Annotated in this window: 10 protein-coding genes and 1 pseudogene; 8 read left to right on the top strand and 3 right to left on the bottom strand. The window is 70.3% G+C overall.

Annotated elements, in window-relative coordinates:
* Positions 1-286: pseudogene (locus tag AB1L88_RS19405) on the bottom strand (hypothetical protein); the annotation flags it as partial.
* A gap of 74 nt (positions 287-360) precedes the next feature.
* Between AB1L88_RS19405 and AB1L88_RS19400 the strand changes: the two are divergent.
* From AB1L88_RS19400 to AB1L88_RS19375, 6 genes are all read left to right on the top strand, one after another.
* Complete coding sequence (locus tag AB1L88_RS19400) at positions 361-3,963, top strand: protein kinase (RefSeq protein WP_367098340.1); 3,603 nt, start codon at positions 361-363, stop codon at positions 3,961-3,963.
* Complete coding sequence (locus AB1L88_RS19395; RefSeq protein WP_367098339.1) at positions 3,960-4,508, top strand: sigma-70 family RNA polymerase sigma factor; 549 nt, start codon at positions 3,960-3,962, stop codon at positions 4,506-4,508. Before AB1L88_RS19400 ends, AB1L88_RS19395 begins: the two co-directional genes overlap by 4 nt.
* A gap of 508 nt (positions 4,509-5,016) precedes the next feature.
* Positions 5,017-5,415 (top strand): BlaI/MecI/CopY family transcriptional regulator, encoded by a 399-nt coding sequence (locus AB1L88_RS19390; RefSeq protein ID WP_367098338.1) that lies wholly within the window; start codon positions 5,017-5,019, stop codon positions 5,413-5,415.
* Positions 5,412-8,204, top strand: a complete 2,793-nt coding sequence (locus AB1L88_RS19385) for a carboxypeptidase regulatory-like domain-containing protein (protein ID WP_367098337.1) — start codon at positions 5,412-5,414, stop codon at positions 8,202-8,204. The genes AB1L88_RS19390 and AB1L88_RS19385 overlap by 4 nt, the downstream gene beginning before the upstream one ends.
* 41 nt (positions 8,205-8,245) lie before the next feature.
* Positions 8,246-10,612: a DUF1549 domain-containing protein gene (locus AB1L88_RS19380; protein WP_367098336.1), complete on the top strand. Its 2,367-nt coding sequence runs from the start codon at positions 8,246-8,248 to the stop codon at positions 10,610-10,612.
* A gap of 39 nt (positions 10,613-10,651) precedes the next feature.
* A complete protein-coding gene (locus AB1L88_RS19375) occupies positions 10,652-11,977 on the top strand; it encodes a DUF1501 domain-containing protein (protein WP_367098335.1) in 1,326 nt (441 codons plus the stop codon).
* 224 nt (positions 11,978-12,201) lie between these two features.
* Here AB1L88_RS19375 and AB1L88_RS19370 read toward each other — a convergent pair whose 3' ends face one another.
* On the bottom strand, positions 12,202-12,330 hold the full coding sequence (locus AB1L88_RS19370) for a hypothetical protein (protein ID WP_367098334.1): 129 nt from the start codon (positions 12,328-12,330) through the stop codon (positions 12,202-12,204).
* Positions 12,331-12,733: 403 nt separating this feature from the next.
* On the opposite strand from AB1L88_RS19370, the gene AB1L88_RS19365 reads away from it, so the two are divergent.
* Positions 12,734-13,225 (top strand): hypothetical protein, encoded by a 492-nt coding sequence (locus AB1L88_RS19365; RefSeq protein ID WP_367098333.1) that lies wholly within the window; start codon positions 12,734-12,736, stop codon positions 13,223-13,225.
* Positions 13,226-13,702: 477 nt separating this feature from the next.
* Here AB1L88_RS19365 and AB1L88_RS19360 read toward each other — a convergent pair whose 3' ends face one another.
* On the bottom strand, positions 13,703-15,451 hold the full coding sequence (locus AB1L88_RS19360) for an EAL domain-containing protein (protein WP_367098332.1): 1,749 nt from the start codon (positions 15,449-15,451) through the stop codon (positions 13,703-13,705).
* Between the two features lie 577 nt (positions 15,452-16,028).
* On the opposite strand from AB1L88_RS19360, the gene AB1L88_RS19355 reads away from it, so the two are divergent.
* Entirely contained in the window at positions 16,029-17,321 is a 1,293-nt protein-coding gene (locus AB1L88_RS19355) for a hypothetical protein (RefSeq protein WP_367098331.1), read from the top strand.
* The last annotated feature ends 7 nt before the right edge of the window (positions 17,322-17,328 follow it).

Raw genomic sequence — 17,328 nt, 5'->3', positions numbered from 1 at the left:
CGAGCGCGTCCTGCCGCCCCCCGATCGACACGGCTGAGGGGGACGCGATCATCCCGGCGGGCACGACTGCCTCGGACGCCGCACCGGCTCGGCAGTGGTCCGGGTTCGGGAGATCGGGCCGGCCGGCGTCCCGAGGCGGGCGCCGGCCGCCATGGATCGGGATGCCGCCGACGTCCTTGAGCATCCGCTCCAGCAGGGTCAGGCGGATATCCTGCGCCCCTGACGGTTCGGCGAGTGCCAACCGCTGAGGACGCCGTCCGCAGGACGAACCGACTCGGTCGGCCATCGCCCCGAGAATCCTCGCGAAGGACTGCGCCATTCGTCGGTGGAATCCGCCTGGTGAGTCGGAGGACCCATTCGATGAACGAACTCGACCTGTTCGCCGCCGCCATCGCCATACCCGACCGATCGGAGCGGGACGCCTACCTCGACCGCGAGTGCTCCGGCCGATCGGGGTTGCGGCGACGCCTCGACCTGCTGCTGGACCAGCACGACCGCTCGCAGCCGCTGCTGGATCGCCCGGACGGCGTCAACCGTGACGATCCGACGGCAGACCACCGGGCATCGTCGCTCGTCGGCACCGTGATCGCCGGCCGGTACAAGCTGCTGGAGCCGATCGGCGAGGGGGGCATGGGGACGGTCTGGGTCGCCGAGCAGACCGAGCCGGTCCGGCGCAAGGTGGCCCTCAAGCTGATCAAGAGCGGGATGGATTCGAAGGCGGTGCTGGCCCGCTTCGAGGCCGAGCGCCAGGCGCTGGCGATGATGGACCACCCCAACATCGCCAAGGTGCTCGACGGCGGCCTGACCGACGCCGGCCGGCCGTTCTTCGCCATGGAGTACGTGAAGGGCATCCCGATCACCGAGTATTGCGACGCGCTGCGGATGAACGTCGCCGATCGGCTCGACCTGTTCGTGCAGGTCTGCTCGGCCGTCCAGCATGCGCACCAGAAGGGGATCATCCACCGGGACCTGAAGCCCTCGAACATCCTGGTGGCCCCGTACGACGACCGGCCGGTCCCCAAGGTCATCGACTTCGGGCTCGCCAAGGCGCTGCACCAGCGGCTCACGGACCGCACGCTGCACACGGGCCACGACGCCGTGATCGGGACGCCGCTCTACATGTCCCCCGAGCAGGCGCAGCTCAACAACCTGGACGTCGACACGCGGTCGGACGTCTATTCGCTGGGCGTCCTGCTGTACGAGCTGCTGACCGGGACGACGCCGCTGGAGAAGGACCGCTTCAAGCAAGCGGCCTGGGAGGAGATCCGTCGGCTCATCCGCGAAGAGGAGCCGCCCCGGCCGAGCACGCGATTGAGCTCCACCCGGACGCTGCCGTCGCTGGCCGCATGCCGGCAGACGGAGCCGGTCCGGCTCACGAGGCTGCTGCGCGGGGAACTCGACTGGATCGTCATGAAGACGCTGGAGAAGGACCGCACGCGGCGCTACGAGACGGCCAACGGCCTGGCGAAGGACATCCGGCGGTTCCTCGACGGCGAGACGGTCGAGGCCTGCCCGCCGACCCTGGGCTACCGGCTGGCGAAGCTCTATCGCAGGAACCGGGGCGCGGTCCTGACGGCCGGGTCGTTCGCCGCGGTGCTGCTGGTCGCGACCGGCGTGAGCCTGGCGTTCGCCGCGATGTCGGTGCGTTCGGAGCGGCATGCCCGCGAGCAGGAGTACGCGGCGGCCGCGAACGCCAGGAGGGCGGTCGAGCAGGAGCGGGTCGCCGCCGCCAGGGCCCGGGAGGCGCTCGACGCCAATCGGGCCCTGGAGGCCGAGCGCGAGCGGCTGATCCGCCTCGATTACGCCCGGTCGATGCAACTGGCCGAGTCGTCGTGGCGGGACGGCAGCGCGGTGAACGCGGTCTCGCTCCTCGACAAGGCCCCGCCCCGGCTGCGCGGATGGGAGTGGCACTACCTCGACCGCCTCTGCCGCACGGGCCACCGGCTCTCGCTCGAGGGGCACTCCGGCGGGGTGGAATACGCCGCGTACGACCCGACCGGCGAGCGGATCGTCACGACGAGCGAGGACGGGACGGCGAAGGTCTGGGACGCCGGGACCGGGACGCTGATCCACACGCTCGACGGGCACGCCGAAGGGGACTCCGTGACGTACGCCGAGTTCAGCCCCGATGGCTCGCAGATCCTCACGTCCGGGTTGAAAAACGAGACGACGAAGGTGTGGGACGCCCGGACGGGGACGGAGCGATTCACGCTCGAGGGGGGCACGAACTATCACCACACCCGCCTGTTCAGTCGAGACGGCACGCAGATCCTCACCCTGGCCGGTGCGGGCATGTTCGTGGGCCTGGCGAAGGCCATCGTGTGGAACGCCAGGACCGGTGAGGAAGAATACGCCATCGACCCCGGGGAAACGTCGTTCGAACTCGGATCCGCCGTGTTCAGCCCCGACGGCAAGCGGCTCCTCGTCGATCCCATGGGGGGGGGGGCGCCGACGCTCTGGGATGCCAGGTCCGGCAAGAAGGAACAGTCGCTCGACGAGCAGGTCGAACAGCGGGACTCCGTCTCGTTCAGCCCCGACGGCGCACGAATCCTCAGTATCGACTTCGATGGTAAGTCCGCCAGGCTGTGGGACGTCCAGACCGGGACACTCATCCGAACCCTCGAAGGCCAGGACTTCGTTTCGGGGTCGAGTGTCGCGTTCAGTCCCGACGGGACGCGGATCTTCATGGTCGGCGGCGGCAGCGACAGGACCGCGAAGATCTGGGACGCCGAGACCGGGAGGGTGACGCTCACCCTGCAAGGGGGTGACCTCCGTCGCGCGAGATCAGCGACCTTCAGCCCGGACGGCGAACGCCTCCTCGCCGCCGACGAGGACGATTCCTCGGCAAGGCTCTGGGACGCCCGGACCGGCGCCCTCATCAGGACGTTCGACGGCCATCGGGGCCGGGTGAGTAGCGCCTTTTTCAGCCCGGACGGCGCCTCCATCCTCACCGCCAGCCGGGACGGGACGGCCCGGGTCTGGGACGTGGATCCGCCCCCCGGCCCGCTCGCCTTCCTGGAAACCGGCCCCGACGGACCCGGGTGGCGCCTCCGGGACGTCACCTTCAGTCGGGACGGTTCCCGGGTCGCTGTCGTCTGGAAGCAGGGCCAGGCGCCCTCGCCGCGATCTTCCGAGATCCGCGTGTGGGACGTGCGGGAGGAGACGGTCGCCTCCATCCTCACTGTGCAAAACGGGGGTGTGTTCTCCGCGCAATTCAGCCCCGATCCGCAAGGCACCCGGCTCATCACCGTGTGTTTCAACCGGGGGGGGCGGGCGTTGGTTTGGGACGTTCAGACCGGGGAGATCTTGCACACGCTGGAAGGGCTTCGTTACTGGAACAGCCCGACCTCGTTCAGTTCCGATGGGTCGATGGTGGTGACCGAGGGCTGGGATCTCTCGGACCCAGGCATCGAGAATGATGGAAGTTTGCAGCAAGAGTTGAAGGTCTGGGACGTGCGGACCGGGGATCTCCTCCGTACGCTCGACGGGCGCTTCTCCGAGGTCTTCGCCGCCTTCAGCCCCGACGACACGCGGATCGTCGCCGCCGACGAGGCCTCGGTGACCGAGTGGGACGTCCGGACCGGCAGGAAGATCCGGACGGTCCGGGAAGGCCACGCGTGGCTCCTCCCCGACGGCGCGCGGATCGTGACCCTCGGCGGCGACAATCGTGCCATCGTGTGGGACGTCGAGACCGGGAGGGAGATCGTCTCCCTCGCGGGCGTCGGGGACATGCGGGAGCCTTACTTCAGCCCGGACGGCGACCGGATCCTCACGGTCACCCGCGACCAGACCTGGAAGCTGTGGGACGCGGCGACGGGCGACGAGCTCATCACCCTGAGGCCCGACGTCGGCGCCGAGTCCGTCCGGTTCAGCCCGGACGGCCGTTGGATCGTCGGGACGGATCTGAGGGGCGGCGTCTGCGTGTTCGACGGCACGCCGCTCCCGGGATCGAGCCCGCCATGACGGACGTCTCGCGACTCCTGGACGCGGCCCACCGCGGCGACCCCCACGCCGCCGCCGAGCTGCTTCCCCTGGTCTACGACGAGCTGCGTAAGCTCGCCGCCGCGAAGATGGCAAGCGAGAGGCCGGGGCACACGCTCGACGCCACGGCGCTCGTCCACGAGGCCTACGCGCGGCTGACCGGCGGGCGGTCGTTCGAGTCGCGCAGCCACTTCCTGCGGGCGGCCGCCCGGGCCATGCGGAGCATCCTCGTCGATCACGCACGGGCCCGCAACGCCGCTAAGCGGGGCGGGCAGGCCCGGCGCGTCGAACTCGATCCGGATCACCCGGCCATCGCCCCGACGGACGCAAGGCTCGAGGCGCTCGACGAGGCGTTGTGCCGCCTGGCCGTCGAGTACCCGAGCCAGGCCGAACTGGTGCAGCTCCGGTATTTCGCCGGCCTGACGCTCGACGAGTGCGCCCGGGCGCTCGGCGTCTCCCCCCGGACCGCGGACACCTGGTGGGCCTTCGCCCGCGCCTGGCTCGCCGTCGCGCTCGACGGGCCCTGAGCAGCCGTCGAAACATCGGACCACCCCCGCTGCGAGACCGCACCGAGGTGAATCGGCCGCCACCGCCAGATGGTCTTCGCCAGACGGTAACGAAGAGGCCCACGGAGCGAGTGACTCCGTCTGCCTCGGCCCGACAAGTCCGAACTCCCCGAGGAGGCTCGCACCGCGATCCCGGAGCCTCGGGACGAGGTCGCTGCCCTGATCGACGAGGCCGAAATCCTCCGGACCGATTCCTCCACTGCATGACGCGAGAGGCGCCGCCCCTCCGGATCGGGCGGGCAAGGCCGTCGGGCCGCTCCGAACACCGATCGAAGGCCGGCGGGCCCCTTTTTTCGAATGAAAGTTTGTTAATACGATCAATCTGGTGTCGAGGGGAACGACCCCGTGACAAAAATCGCGGGCGTCCCCACTTGACGACCCGGCCAGGTGTCGGCTAGGGTTCACCTAACCTAATAAGTTAGGCGGCCGCCCTGCCGGGTGACGCGCAGGACGGGCCAGGAGGACCACGGTGCGAGACGACGTGACGCCGAGTCGGCGTGAGCTCGAAGTTCTTAAGGCGCTCTGGGAGCTGGGGGAGGGGAGCGTCCGTCAGGTCCACGAGCGGCTCTCCTCGCGGGGAGAGCAGGCCTTCAACACGGTCCAGACGCTGCTCCGGATCATGGAGGACAAGGGCCTGGTCCGCCATCGGGCCGAGGGCAGGACGTTCATCTACGCCCCGGTCTACGGCCGGGACCACGAGACCTCTCGGTTCCTCCAGCGGGTCTTCGACGGGGCGCTCGACCAGGTCGTGCTGAGCCTGTTGGAGGCCAAGGATCCGAGCGACGACGAGTTGCGCGATCTCGAGCAGATCATCGCGCGGGCGAGGCGGCGGAAGCGGCGAGACTCGAACGGGGGGGGAGGCCGATGACCGACATTCTCGACGGGCCCTGGATCGGGCAATCCGGGACCTTCCTGGCGAACGTAGCGGTCGGCTCCGGGCTCGTGACGGTGATCGGCTGCCTCGCGGCCCTCTCCTGCCGCGAGCCGGTCCATCGCGTCCGGGTCATCGTGTTGACCCTGGGCTCCGCGGTCATCCTCCCGGCCATGCTCGCGATCCCCAGCCTGCCGCGATGGCCCCTGACCATCCCCTTGGTCTCGACGCGATCCGATGCGATGGAGGGCCGGCCCGCGATCGGGATCGCACCGACCGGCGGCGGGGAACGGGTCGAGGGCCGGATGGCGGTCGATCGAGCGCGGAGGGTCGCCGAGGCCGACTCGGCCGCGATGGACCGGCCGGGGCCGGCGGCGGCCGCGATCCCCACCGATCGGCCGAGGCGTGACCCCGTCGAAGTAGGATCCCGCCGGGATTCCCGCCGGCCCGGCGCGATTCTGCTCATCGTCTACGGGGCGGTGACGATCGCCCACGCGTCCCTCTGGCTGGTCGCGTACGTCCGGCTCTCGAGCCTCTGCCGCTCCTCCCGTCCGGCTCCGGAGCATGTCGCGACGGCCTTCCGTCGCATCGCCGGGGCGGGTGGCACGCGTGTCCGTCTCGTCGAGAGCGATCGAGTCGAGATGCCGATCGCCTTCCTGCGAGGCGGCCCGGTGATCGTCCTGCCGGCCTCGATGGGCCACGACGACGGCCCGATCCTCCGATCGGCCCTGGCCCACGAGTGGTCGCACGTGCGCCGCGGCGATCTCTGGGCATGGCAGCTCGCAACCCTGGCGAGCACCCTGTTCTGGTTCCTGCCGACCTGCTGGTGGCTCCGTCGCGAGCTGCGACTCGGCCAGGATGTCCTGGCCGATGCCGAAGCGATGGCCGAGGCGGGGGGGGCCGTCGACTATGCCGAATTCCTCGTGAGCGCCGCGCGGGATCGCGCGGCGCGTCGATGGCCGGCGACGGCCCTCGGCCTCTTCGAACGCCGTTCCCAGCTAACGCGGAGGGTCGTCATGCTCGTGACCCGGACCAGGACACCGAGGGCTCGTTGCCGCCCGATCTGGGGGGCGATCAGCTACGCCGTCGCCGTGATGGTCGTGTGCGCGATCGCCAGCGTTCGGCTCGGGGCCTCGCCGCCGGCCCCGGCCCCGGCCCGGGACGAATCTCCTCAAGCGCCTCCCACGGTCAATCCCGAGGACGCGGACGAGGGCGAGGAACTGACCTACACCGGCGTGGTCCTCGACAAGGAGAGCAAGGCCCCGCTGGCCGGCGCGACCGTCGTCGTCCGTCGCAGTCTCTCTCGGGCCGGCGAGAACCGCCTGATCGAGGAGACGACGCACGAGACCGACGAAAACGGAGAGTACACCTTCACGATCCCGCCGGGGCAGGTCGCCGAGCCGGCCTTGTACATCGAGCTCGACGTGGTGCATCCCGAGTACGCGCCTCGCACGGGGTTCGGCTACTCGCTGACGATGATCCGCAAGAACGAGACGCTGGGCGAGCGGCCGTTCTTCGAGAAGGTCGAGCTGCTGCCGGGCGCGGCCGTCACCGGCATCGTCCAGGGAACGGATGGCCGCCCGATCTCGGGCGTCAAGGTGCTGTCCTATTCGCGGCCGGCGAACGCCGACATCGTCTCGGAGTATGGCTCGTTCGCCGACACTCGGACCGACGATGAGGGGCGATTCCGGCTGGTCCTGGCGCGCTCCGGTCCCGGCGTGGTCTGGGTCCTCCCGAATGAGAAAGCGCCCCAGGCCCTTGAGATCCCGCCGGAACGTCGAGGCGACCTGGGGACCTTCGTGCTCGAGGACGGCGTGGTGCTGACAGGACGCGTGGTCGATATCGACGGCGAAGGGATCGCGGGGGCGTATGTCGAGGCCGATCATGAGGGCAGCCCCGGCGTACCGCAGGGGGTTCCCGTGGCCAACCACATCCGTCGCGTGGCGGTGGCCGACGCCGACGGGCAATTTACCTTCGGTCCCCTTCCGCCCGGCCCCTATCGGGTCCGTCCCACGGACCAGGGGTACGACCCGAGCAGCACCTATGAGAGGGGCCAGGGGCCGGAGCGGCGACCCCTGCCCGCCGTCTTCGTCGCGCAGCGGGTCGAGCTGGAGGAACGGGCCGAAGGCCCGCCCATCGAACTCCGGGCCGTGCCCCATGTCGAGATCGCGTTCCAGTTCGTCGACAGCGAGGGGCGACCGCGGAGCGGGCATGAGCCCTCGCTGTTCGGCCGGTTCGACGACGGATTCTGGTACACCCAGGCCCACCCGGTCTCCGGACAGGTCGGCCGATTCTCGATCCTCGCCCCCCACGGACTCGAAGACGCCCGGGCCGACCTGATGACGAACGAGCATAGCGCCCTGCGCTTCCGGGTGGCCGAGGACGCCCCCTTGCAAGGTGGCCGTGAAGTGACGCTCGGCACCCTGGAGGGGGATCACCGCGACATCCAGGTGGTGCGCTATGTCGCGCCCGTGCTCCTGGTCAAGGTGCTCGGCCCCGACGGGCAGCCCGTCGACGACGCTCGCGTCGGTGCCTCGTACACCGGCGACGAGGGGAAGTTCCCGGCCTTCATCATCGGCGACGACCTCACGGCCGACGTGACGTTCGAGAACCAGCGGGACGGTCGCTTCCGATCGAGCCAGCTCCTGCCGGACGCCGAGGTCAGGGCCTTCGCGGTGGTCGACGGCAGGCGGGTCGACTCGGAGCCGGTTCGCCTGGCCGAGGCAGAAGAGCGGGAGATCGTCCTGCAAATTCCGGACGAGGCAGAATCCCGGGCGGGCCCCTAGATCCGAGTCGCGACCCCGAAGAAACGGGTGCAATCGTGTTGATGCGATTCTTTGCGGCGGTCCTGGCGGTCTCGACGCTGGCCCCCTGCCGGGCGGCCTGCGTCCCTCGTCCCGATACGCCGGGGCCGGCCGTCGAATTCGACCGCCACGTGGTCGGCCTGCTCGGCCGGCTTGGGTGCAGTGCGGGGGCCTGTCACGGTTCGTTCCAGGGCAGGGGGGGGCTCCGCCTGAGCCTCTTCGGCCAGGATCCGGAGGCCGATTACTTCGCCCTGACCCGATCGGGGATGGGACGCCTGGTCAACCCGATCGAGCCCGAGCGCAGCCTGCTCCTGCTGAAGCCGACGGGCCGCGTCCCCCACGGGGGCGGCGTCCGCTTCGAGGCCGGATCGTGGGAGGAACAGACCCTCCGAGCCTGGATCGAGGCCGGGACGCCGCGCGATCTCGACGCGCCGGCGGTCGATCGCCTGGAGGTCGAGCCGGCCGCCCATCGATTCGAGCGGGCCGGACAGGCGACCCGACTTCGGGTGACGGCGGTCTTCGAGGACGGCGACCGCGTCGACCTGACCGAATACTGTACCTTTCGCGCCCGGGACGAGACGGTCGTCGAGGTCGCTCCCGATGGCGAGGTGCGCGCGATCGGCCCGGGGGCGACCTCCCTGATCGTCGAATATCGCGGGAGCTGGGCCACGTCGCAGATCCTGGTCGCCATCGAGCACGGAGTCGTGAGCCCTCCGCAAGACCCCCCCGATCCGATCGACGCCCTCGTGCTCGCCCGGCTCCGGGCGCTCCGGATCGAGCCCGCGCCGGTCGCCAGCGATGCCGACTTCCTCCGCCGCCTGACGATCGACGCGATCGGGCGGGTCCCGACCCCCGAGGAGGTGCGTTCCTTCCTCGCCGACCCCGACCCGCACAAACGCTCCCGCAAGATCCACGAACTCCTGGAACACCCGCGGCATGCGGCGCTCTGGGCGACCCGACTCTGCGAGATCACCGGGGCCAACATCGACCGGGTCGAGGGGCCGCCGGAACTCCGCCCGAGGCGTCTGGCCGACTGGCACGAATGGTATCGTCGGCGGATCGCCGAGAACGTCGGATACGATGCGATCGTCCGGGGCGTGCTCCGGGCCACGAGCCGGGGCGATCTCTCGGCCGATCCCTGGCTCGATCGCGAGATCGAGCTCCATCGGGCTCTGGTCTCGGGCGAGGAGACCGGTTACGCCGGGAGGGCCGAGCTCGATCTCTTCTGGCGACGGTCCGATCCCGACGGTTCGTACCCGCAAGGCGAGATGGCCGAGCGCGTGGCCTCGGCGTTCCTGGGCGTTCAGATCGGCTGCGCGAAGTGCCACACACACCCGTCCGATCGCTGGACGACCCGCGACTATGCCGGCTTCTCGAACCTCTTCGCTCGCGTGGAGTTCGGAACCTCGCCGGATGTGAGGGCCGCCGTCCAGCGCCGTCTGGTCGCGCAGAGGACGGGGGAGGCCGACACCGGCCCGATCCCGAGGGTCCGGGAACTCTACCTCAACGACCGGCCTCGACTCCTGCCCGACCCGTCGACCGGCCGAGCCGTGCCGCCGAGGTTGCCGAACGGGGTCGAGGTGGACCCGACCGCGGGCGATCCCCGCGAGGCTCTGGTCTCCTGGCTCCTCGAACCGGACAACCCGTATCTCGCCCCCGTCCTCGTCAATCGGGTCTGGGCCCGCTACTTCGGCGAGGGTCTCGTCGAGCCGGTCGACGGGTTCTCGGCGTCGAACCCGCCGGGCGACGTCGGACTGCTCGAATCGCTGGCGCGCGACTTCGTCGCCAGCGGGTACGACATCCGGGAGTTGGAACGTCGGATCCTGAATTCGGCCGCCTATCAACGCGCCATCGTCCCGGCCTCGGCCGGCCTCGACCGCCCCGGCACGTTCGCACAGGCCCGACTGCGCCGCGTGCCGGCCGAGGCGGTGGCCGACAGCCTTGCCGTCGCCCTCGGGGACGGACCCGGGCCGGAGGGGACCGGGGGGAAGGAGCGCGTCGGCCGGGCCATCGAACTCGCCTCGAACCGCGTCGAGGATCCCCACCTCGGGCGACTCCTGCGGACCTTCGGGCGGTCGGAACGATCGGCGATCTGCGATTGCGAGCGATCCGAAACCCCCTCGCTCGCCCAGCAGCTCTTCCTGATGGTCGATGACGAGCTCCTCGATCGGATCGAGGGGGCGCCTCGCATCGATCGGCTGATCGACCGGGGGGTCTCGGGTCGCCAGGCCGTGGACGAGCTCTTCCTCGCGACGCTTTCCCGCTTCCCCGACGACGACGAACGGGCGGCGGCGCTCGATCATGTTTCGGGCGGCGACGACCGCCGCTCGGCCTACGTCGCCTTGCTCTGGTCGCTCGTCAACACCCGGGAATTCCTGCTCGTCCGCTGACCGCGTCGAGCGGTTTCAACGTCCTCCCCGAGGCCAACCATGACCCACCGCGAGCACGCCCCGACCGACTGCGAAGGGTTTCATCGGCGCGACCTGATTCGTATCGGCGCGAGCGGCCTGCTCGGCCTCGGCCTCTCCGACCTGCTGCGCCGGCGATCGCTCGGGGCTCGGTCGACGCCCGTCGGAAGGCGAAGGGCCGAGGGAGTCATCTTCCTCTGGCTGGCCGGCGGACCATCGACGATCGACCTGTGGGACCTGAAACCCGAGGCCCCGGCCGAAATCCGAGGCGAGTTCCGCCCGATCGACACCCGGTCTCCCGGCTTGCAACTCTGCGAGCACCTCCCGGGGCTCGCTGCGGTTGCGGATCGGATCACCCTCGTCCGATCGGTCGAGCACACCATCACGGACCATGAGCCGGGGACGACCTACATGACGACCGGGAACCGCCCCGGCGGCCCGGTCGAGTATCCCTTCCTGGGCTCGCTGGCGTCCCGGCTCCTCGGCTCCCGGTCGGGGCTGCCGGCCGCGATCGTCTTCCAATCGCTCCGCGAGGGGCTTCCCGCCCGTCCGGGCCACCTCGGCCCCGCCTTCGCCCCCTTCGAGGTCGAGGGTGACCCGTCGACCGGCCCGTTCCGGGGTCGGGGCGTCTCCTTGCCCGAGGGCCTTCCGCTGCACGAGCTGGAGGGCCGAGCCTCCCTCCGCGACCGCCTCGATCGCGGCCTGGCGGCACTCGAGGGGTCGGAGTTGCTCGACGGCCTCGACGACTTTCAGGCGGGCGCCCTCGACCTCCTCCGATCCGGAGCCGTCGCCGAGGCCCTGGAGATCGATCGCGAGCCCGAGCTGCTCCGCGATCGCTATGGCAATTCTCCCCTGGGGCGGGGCCTGCTCGCGGCGCGTCGATTGATCGAGGCCGGCACGCGATTCGTGACGGTCAGCGTCGGCGGTTGGGACACGCACGCCGGCAACTTCGACGCGCTGCGAGATCGGCTCATCCCGCCGCTCGACGCGGCCCTATCCGCCCTGATCGACGACCTGGACGGGCGTGGGCTCCTGGATGAGACGATCGTCTACTGCGCCGGCGAGTTCGGCCGGACGCCGGCGATCAACGGCAACGGTGGCCGAGACCACTGGCCCCGATCCATGTCGGTGCTGCTGGCCGGCGGCTCGTTCCGTCGGGGGTACGTGCACGGCGAGACGGACCGTACCGGGTCGGCGCCGACGGTCGATCCCTGCTCCCCCGACGATCTCTCGGCGACTGTGTTCCAGGCCCTCGGCCTCGGGGACGGCCACGAGCTCATCTCACCGAGCGGTCGACCGCTGTCCCTCTTCCGTGACGGGCAGGTCGTGGACGCCCTCCTCGCCTGAAGCAGGGCCTTCGGAGCCTTGCATCCCTTCGCCGGTCAGGTCGAGCAAGGCGCGGGCACGGCTCTTCCTCCTGGCGTCCGTGCGGTCGGGTGGCGCTGGTGACTCCATGGAGCGATCCTCCGACGACGGGTTGCCTTGAACCCGCCCCGCCGTCCGGACGGACGCCATGACGACGTCTCGGTGTCCTGGCGGTCGTCCTCGCGCTCGTCCTGCCGGGTTGGCTCTCAGAGCTCTCGGTGAACGATCAGGGCGTGCCCCGTTCCATCGTCCGACAGATCCCCGACCGTCTCGACCGGCTGCGGCCCGGGATGACGGAGCAAGACGTCCGGCAGGCGCTCGGGTTGGGTCGCCATCGGCCCGAGTCGGCCGCCGGAGGGGGGCCGGTCAAGGAGTCCTGGATCATCGATTCCCTGCGCCCGGGATCCGGGATAAGCTTGTTCCGTGATGCGACCGGTGGCGTCGTCCGAGTCCGCCTCTCCGGAGAGGAGTGGCCCGAGGAAGCGGCCCTCGATCCCCACCTCACCGCTCTCAGCACTGATTGGCATCCCCAAATCGATGGTGGTGTTCTTGCTTCTTCTTGGGGATGATTGTGCGGGCGGGTCGCACGCCAAGGCGAACCGCCGGGTGCCAGGCCCACGGCCGCGAGGGCCTGCCCGGGTCCGCCCTTCGCCCGACCATGCCCATGAAGCTGTAGCCATGCCGCCCCACCGAGTCTGCCTGTTCATCCACCCTCGCTGGACCATCGGAGAACCTCGCATGCCCTCTCACCGGCCCGGGCCCGGGTCGCCCTTCCGATCGATCCTGACCAGGCGATTGCGCTGGCCAAGACTCACGTTCCGCCTCCAAACGCTGCTGATCATCGTGGTGATGGCGGCGCTCACGGTCGGCGGCTGGCGGCTGTTCGAGCGTCGACAAGACTGCCTGGCCCGGGCCCGCTCCTATCGCGCCCTCGCCCGGCAGAATGCAACGTTCGCGGAGAATATGAAGGCAATTTCAGGTGCCTTCCGCAACGACCTGGCCCTGCTGAGGGAGGACCCCGAGCACTCGCTCACCGTCGCCCTCAATCGCGTCCCCCGGGATCACGCCGAGACGCTCCAGCTCCTGGAAGAAGGGATCGCAAACGCCTCGCGGAAGATGGCGTCTTACCAGGCATTGGCCCTCCAGCAGGATCGAGCGTCCGAAGCGTACCTTCGTGTCGCTCGCCTGCCCTGGCTGGCGCGTCCGGTCGACCTCCCTCCTCTGGAGTGACGCGACAGGCGCCCGAGGCAAGGTCTTCGTGCCTCGCCTGGGAAGTGGCACGACCGACCTCTCCCGAGCGTTGCCCAATCAGGCGTTTCCAGGCTCGGCACGCCCCCGGACCGGGGCCAGGTGGAGTCGCCCTCGCCGTCGATCACGCCGGGCCGGATCCCGACTGCCGACAATGCACGCCCGGTGATCCCCATGACCGGGCGTCCCGAGCACCCGCGAGGGCACGGGCACACCCGCCCGCTGATCTTGCCACCCCGATCGGTTATCCTCGGAGGGGAGAGCCTCCTTCCTCCGCCCCGATCAAACCCCATTCCCACCCGAGGTCCCACGTGATTCGGAAATACTGGCGAGGCTGGCTTCCCGTCAAACTGCTCATCATCCTCGGCTTCGTCGCCCTGATCGTGCTCCTGCGCTATGTCCTGGTCAACGTGTTGAATTGACACCCATCAAGCCGGGCGTACCCGTCCCCCGCCCCGATCACCCCTGCGCCGCCAACGGCCCGACCGGCCGCCGCCGCGTGTGCAGCCCATCCAGCGACTCCAGCCAGGCCGCCAGCCGGTCCGGCGGCAGGGGTTCCGAGAGGCAGAAGCCCTGCACCCGATCGCACCCGTGCGCCTCCAGCCAGCCCAGCGCCTCCTCGTCTTCCGCCCCCTCGGCCGTCACCACCAGGCCCAGCGCGTGGCTGAGCGAGAGCACCGCCTCGGCGATCCTCGCGTCGGTGGTCGAGCCGGGCAACCCGCGCACGAACGACCGGTCCAGCTTCACCTCGTCGACCGTCAGCAGCTTCACGTGATCGAGCCCGGAATACCCGGTGCCGTAATCGTCGAGCGCCACCCGCACCCCCAGCGCCCGGAAGTGGTCCAGCGCCTGCTGGGCCCGCTTCGGATCGCTCACCGCCGACCGCTCGCTCAGCTCCACCGTCAGCCTGTGCGGCGGAGACTCCTCGATCATCTCCAGCATCGCGTTCAGGGTCCGGTCGTCCAGCAGGCTCTCGATCGACAGGTTCACGCTCAACTCCAGCGCCAGGCCCCCCTCGCGCCAGGCCCGCTGCTGCCGCATCGCCTCGCCGAACACCCAGTGATCCAGCTGCGTCGACAGGCCGTGCGACTCGACCAGCGGCATCAGGTCGACCGGATGGATCAGCGACCGCTCCGGGTGCGGCCACCGCACCAGGGCCTCCACCCCGACCACCTTCCACGTCTCCACCGCGACGATCGGCTGATAGTGCAGCTCGAGCGCCCCCCGATCGATCGCCTGGGCCAGCTCGCAGGCCAGCGACCGCTCGTCCGGGCACGGGCCCCGCCGCGACTCGACGTACACCTCCAACCCCGACCTCGCCCGCTTGGCCGCATACATCGCCATGTCGGCATGCCTGAGCAGTTCCGAGGCGTCCCGGCCCTGGCCCGGCCAGGTCGCCACCCCCAGGCTCGCCCCCACCGCCATCCGCCGGCCGCCGACCGGCAGCGGCAGGCCGATCGACGCCACGATCGCCGCCCCCACCCGCCGCGCCCGGTGCTCATCGGCCCCCCGAAGCAGGATGCCGAACTCGTCCCCCCCCAGCCGCGCCACCAGGTCCTGCTTCGAGACCACCTTCTGCAGCCGGGGCCGCATCTGCGCCAGCACCGCGTCCCCCGCCTCGTGCCCGAAGGTGTCGTTGATCCGCTTGAAGCCGTCGAGGTCCAGCAAGATCAGGGCGAACGGCCCTCCTCGCCGCCCGGCATCGGCGATCTCCCGATCCAGCGCGTGGAGCAACTTCGATCGGTTCGCCAGGCCGGTCAGCGCGTCGTGCGTCGCCTGATGCGCCAGCTCCTCCTCGATCCGCTTCCGCTCGGTGATGTCCACCAGCACGTTCGACGCGCCGAGCAGCCGCCCCTCCGCGTCGAGCATCGGGTTCGCATGCGCCAGCGCCCACCGGATCCCCCCGTTCGGCTGCTCGATCAGCACTTCCTGCCCGTTGTACGACGCCCGATCCCTCAGCGTCCTCGCCATCCAGCATTCGTCATGCGGCATCAGCCGCCCGTCCGCGTAGTACAGGCGATACGAGCCGCAGAACCGGTCCGCCGGGTCGTTGATCCGCGGCGTCCGCCCCCACACGTCCACCGCATTGCGGTTGCAGTAGGTGATCAGCCCCGTGACGTCGCACGTATAAGCCGCCGCCGGCAGCGTGTCGAGCACCTGGAGAAGAAACGCTTGCGACTGCCCGGCAGGGCAGGCAGGGTCGTCCATTGTTCGTGACCGCTCAAAAAACAGGGTCGTCCGTGCGAGACAGGTCGCCATGACCTGCGTGAAGATTCGGCGTCATCGCCTCGGGCGACAGACTGCAAACGAGACACTTCAAGTCTACGCCAAACTCATCTGCGAAGGTTGGAGAATCGCGTGCCATTTCGCGTTTTCCCCGGTCGTCGCCTCGTCACCGTCCCTCGTCCGATCGCCCTGCGCGTCGGGTCGAACGCCCTCCCGCCTTCGAAGACGCATTTCCCGCTTTTGATTGCCGGGCTGGCGCGTCGTCGAAGCCTTGACGGCACCCTCGCGGCCTTCCACCCGACGATGGTGGGGGCATCCCGGATGTCCCCGGGGCGACCCCCGGTCGCCTCGTTCGGCTGCGCCGCCCGCTCAGCCGCCCCGGCCGGATTTTTTCCGCACCTCGACCACTTTTTGTGACTGGCGCTCCCCTTCGCCACGATGATTTCAGGTATCCGGCCCTCTCTCGGTCGCGGCGACGCCGCCGCTCGCCCGGCCGATCGATGCCCGTCACGCGATTGCCCCCGTCGGATCCCGCAGCCCCTCCCGAGGTGACACCCCCATGAACGCCCCCCAGAACCCGAACCCGAACCCGAACCAAAATCAAAACCCGGACCCGAGCGAACCCCGACCCTCCCCCCGACGCTCCCCCGGCCCCCGATCGCTCGACGCCCTCCGGAAGACCCGGCAGAACGCCCTCAGCCACGGCCTGACCGCCACCCTGCCCGACGGCGAGGCCGAAATCGCCCTGATGAAGTCGTTCGCCGACACCTGGACCCAGCAGCTCGGCTGCGACAACGACGCCGAGGAGGCCCTCATCCGCTCCTCGGCCCTCGCCTACGCCCGGCTCGAACGCTGCCGCAAGGCCGAGGAGGCCGCCCTGGCCGAGTCGTCCCGCCTGGCCCTCGAGCACTGGCAGAAGTCGAAGCAGCAGGCCGCCCGCAAGCTCGCCCAGGGCCTCTCCGCCGACCCCTCCAACACCGTGGCCGACCTCGAAGCCTCCTCCTTCGGCTGCGAGTGGCTCCTGCGCCACTGGCTCCAGCTCGACGCAAAGCTTTCCCAGGGAATTGTTTGGGATCACGACGACGTGGCCCGGTCGATGCTCCTGCTCGGCCTCTATCCCCAGGCCCCCGGCCCCGACGCCGACACGGCCGTCCGGCGTGTCTGGCACCTCGCCCGCTGTTGCGGCCGGGCCCCGTTCGATCCCGTCCCCGGCGTGCCGACCGACCTCATCCCCGCCCGCCTCGAACTCCGACGCCTCATCGCCGCCGAGGTCGACCGCCTCGACACCCTCCGCGACCGGCGCTGGCGCGAGCGAGACGCCGCCGAGGCCGACGCCGTCGCCCACCTCGGCCTCATCGACACGAGCAAAGAGGGCCAGCTCCGCCAGCGCTACCGCCGCGAGGCCTACTCCGAGATGATCCGGGGGATCAACCAGGTCATGCGCATCCGGGTCGAGCGCAGCAAGGACCAGGACCGCCAGTGGCACCAGGCCCACCCCCACCTCTCCGCCCGTCGCGCCCCGGCCGCCGCCCCGCCGTCCCCGCCGCCGTCGCCGCCGATGCCCCCTCCGACCCCCGAACCCGACCCCGGCCGCGCCCCCTCGCCCGATACGGCGCCTGCCCGCTCCCGAAACGAATCGCCCGAGGCGGCCCCCGAGACCCAGGCCGATCGCCTGAACCCACAATCGCAACAGGAGATGCGGCGAGACGGCTCCCCCGCCGACGTTCGGCCCGATCAGCGCACCGAACCGCAATCGACCGGGTTCTCTCGCCCCTCGATCGACCCCAGGACACCCCACCGCCCCCCGGTCGAGGGCCATCCTCGACCCTCCGGCGGCGACCTCCCCGGCTGATCCGCCC

Source organism: Tautonia sp. JC769, assembly GCF_040717455.1.
Taxonomy (GTDB): domain Bacteria; phylum Planctomycetota; class Planctomycetia; order Isosphaerales; family Isosphaeraceae; genus Tautonia.
The sequence above is the reverse complement of the archived record's forward strand: the minus strand, read 5'-3'. Positions and strand labels throughout refer to the sequence as shown.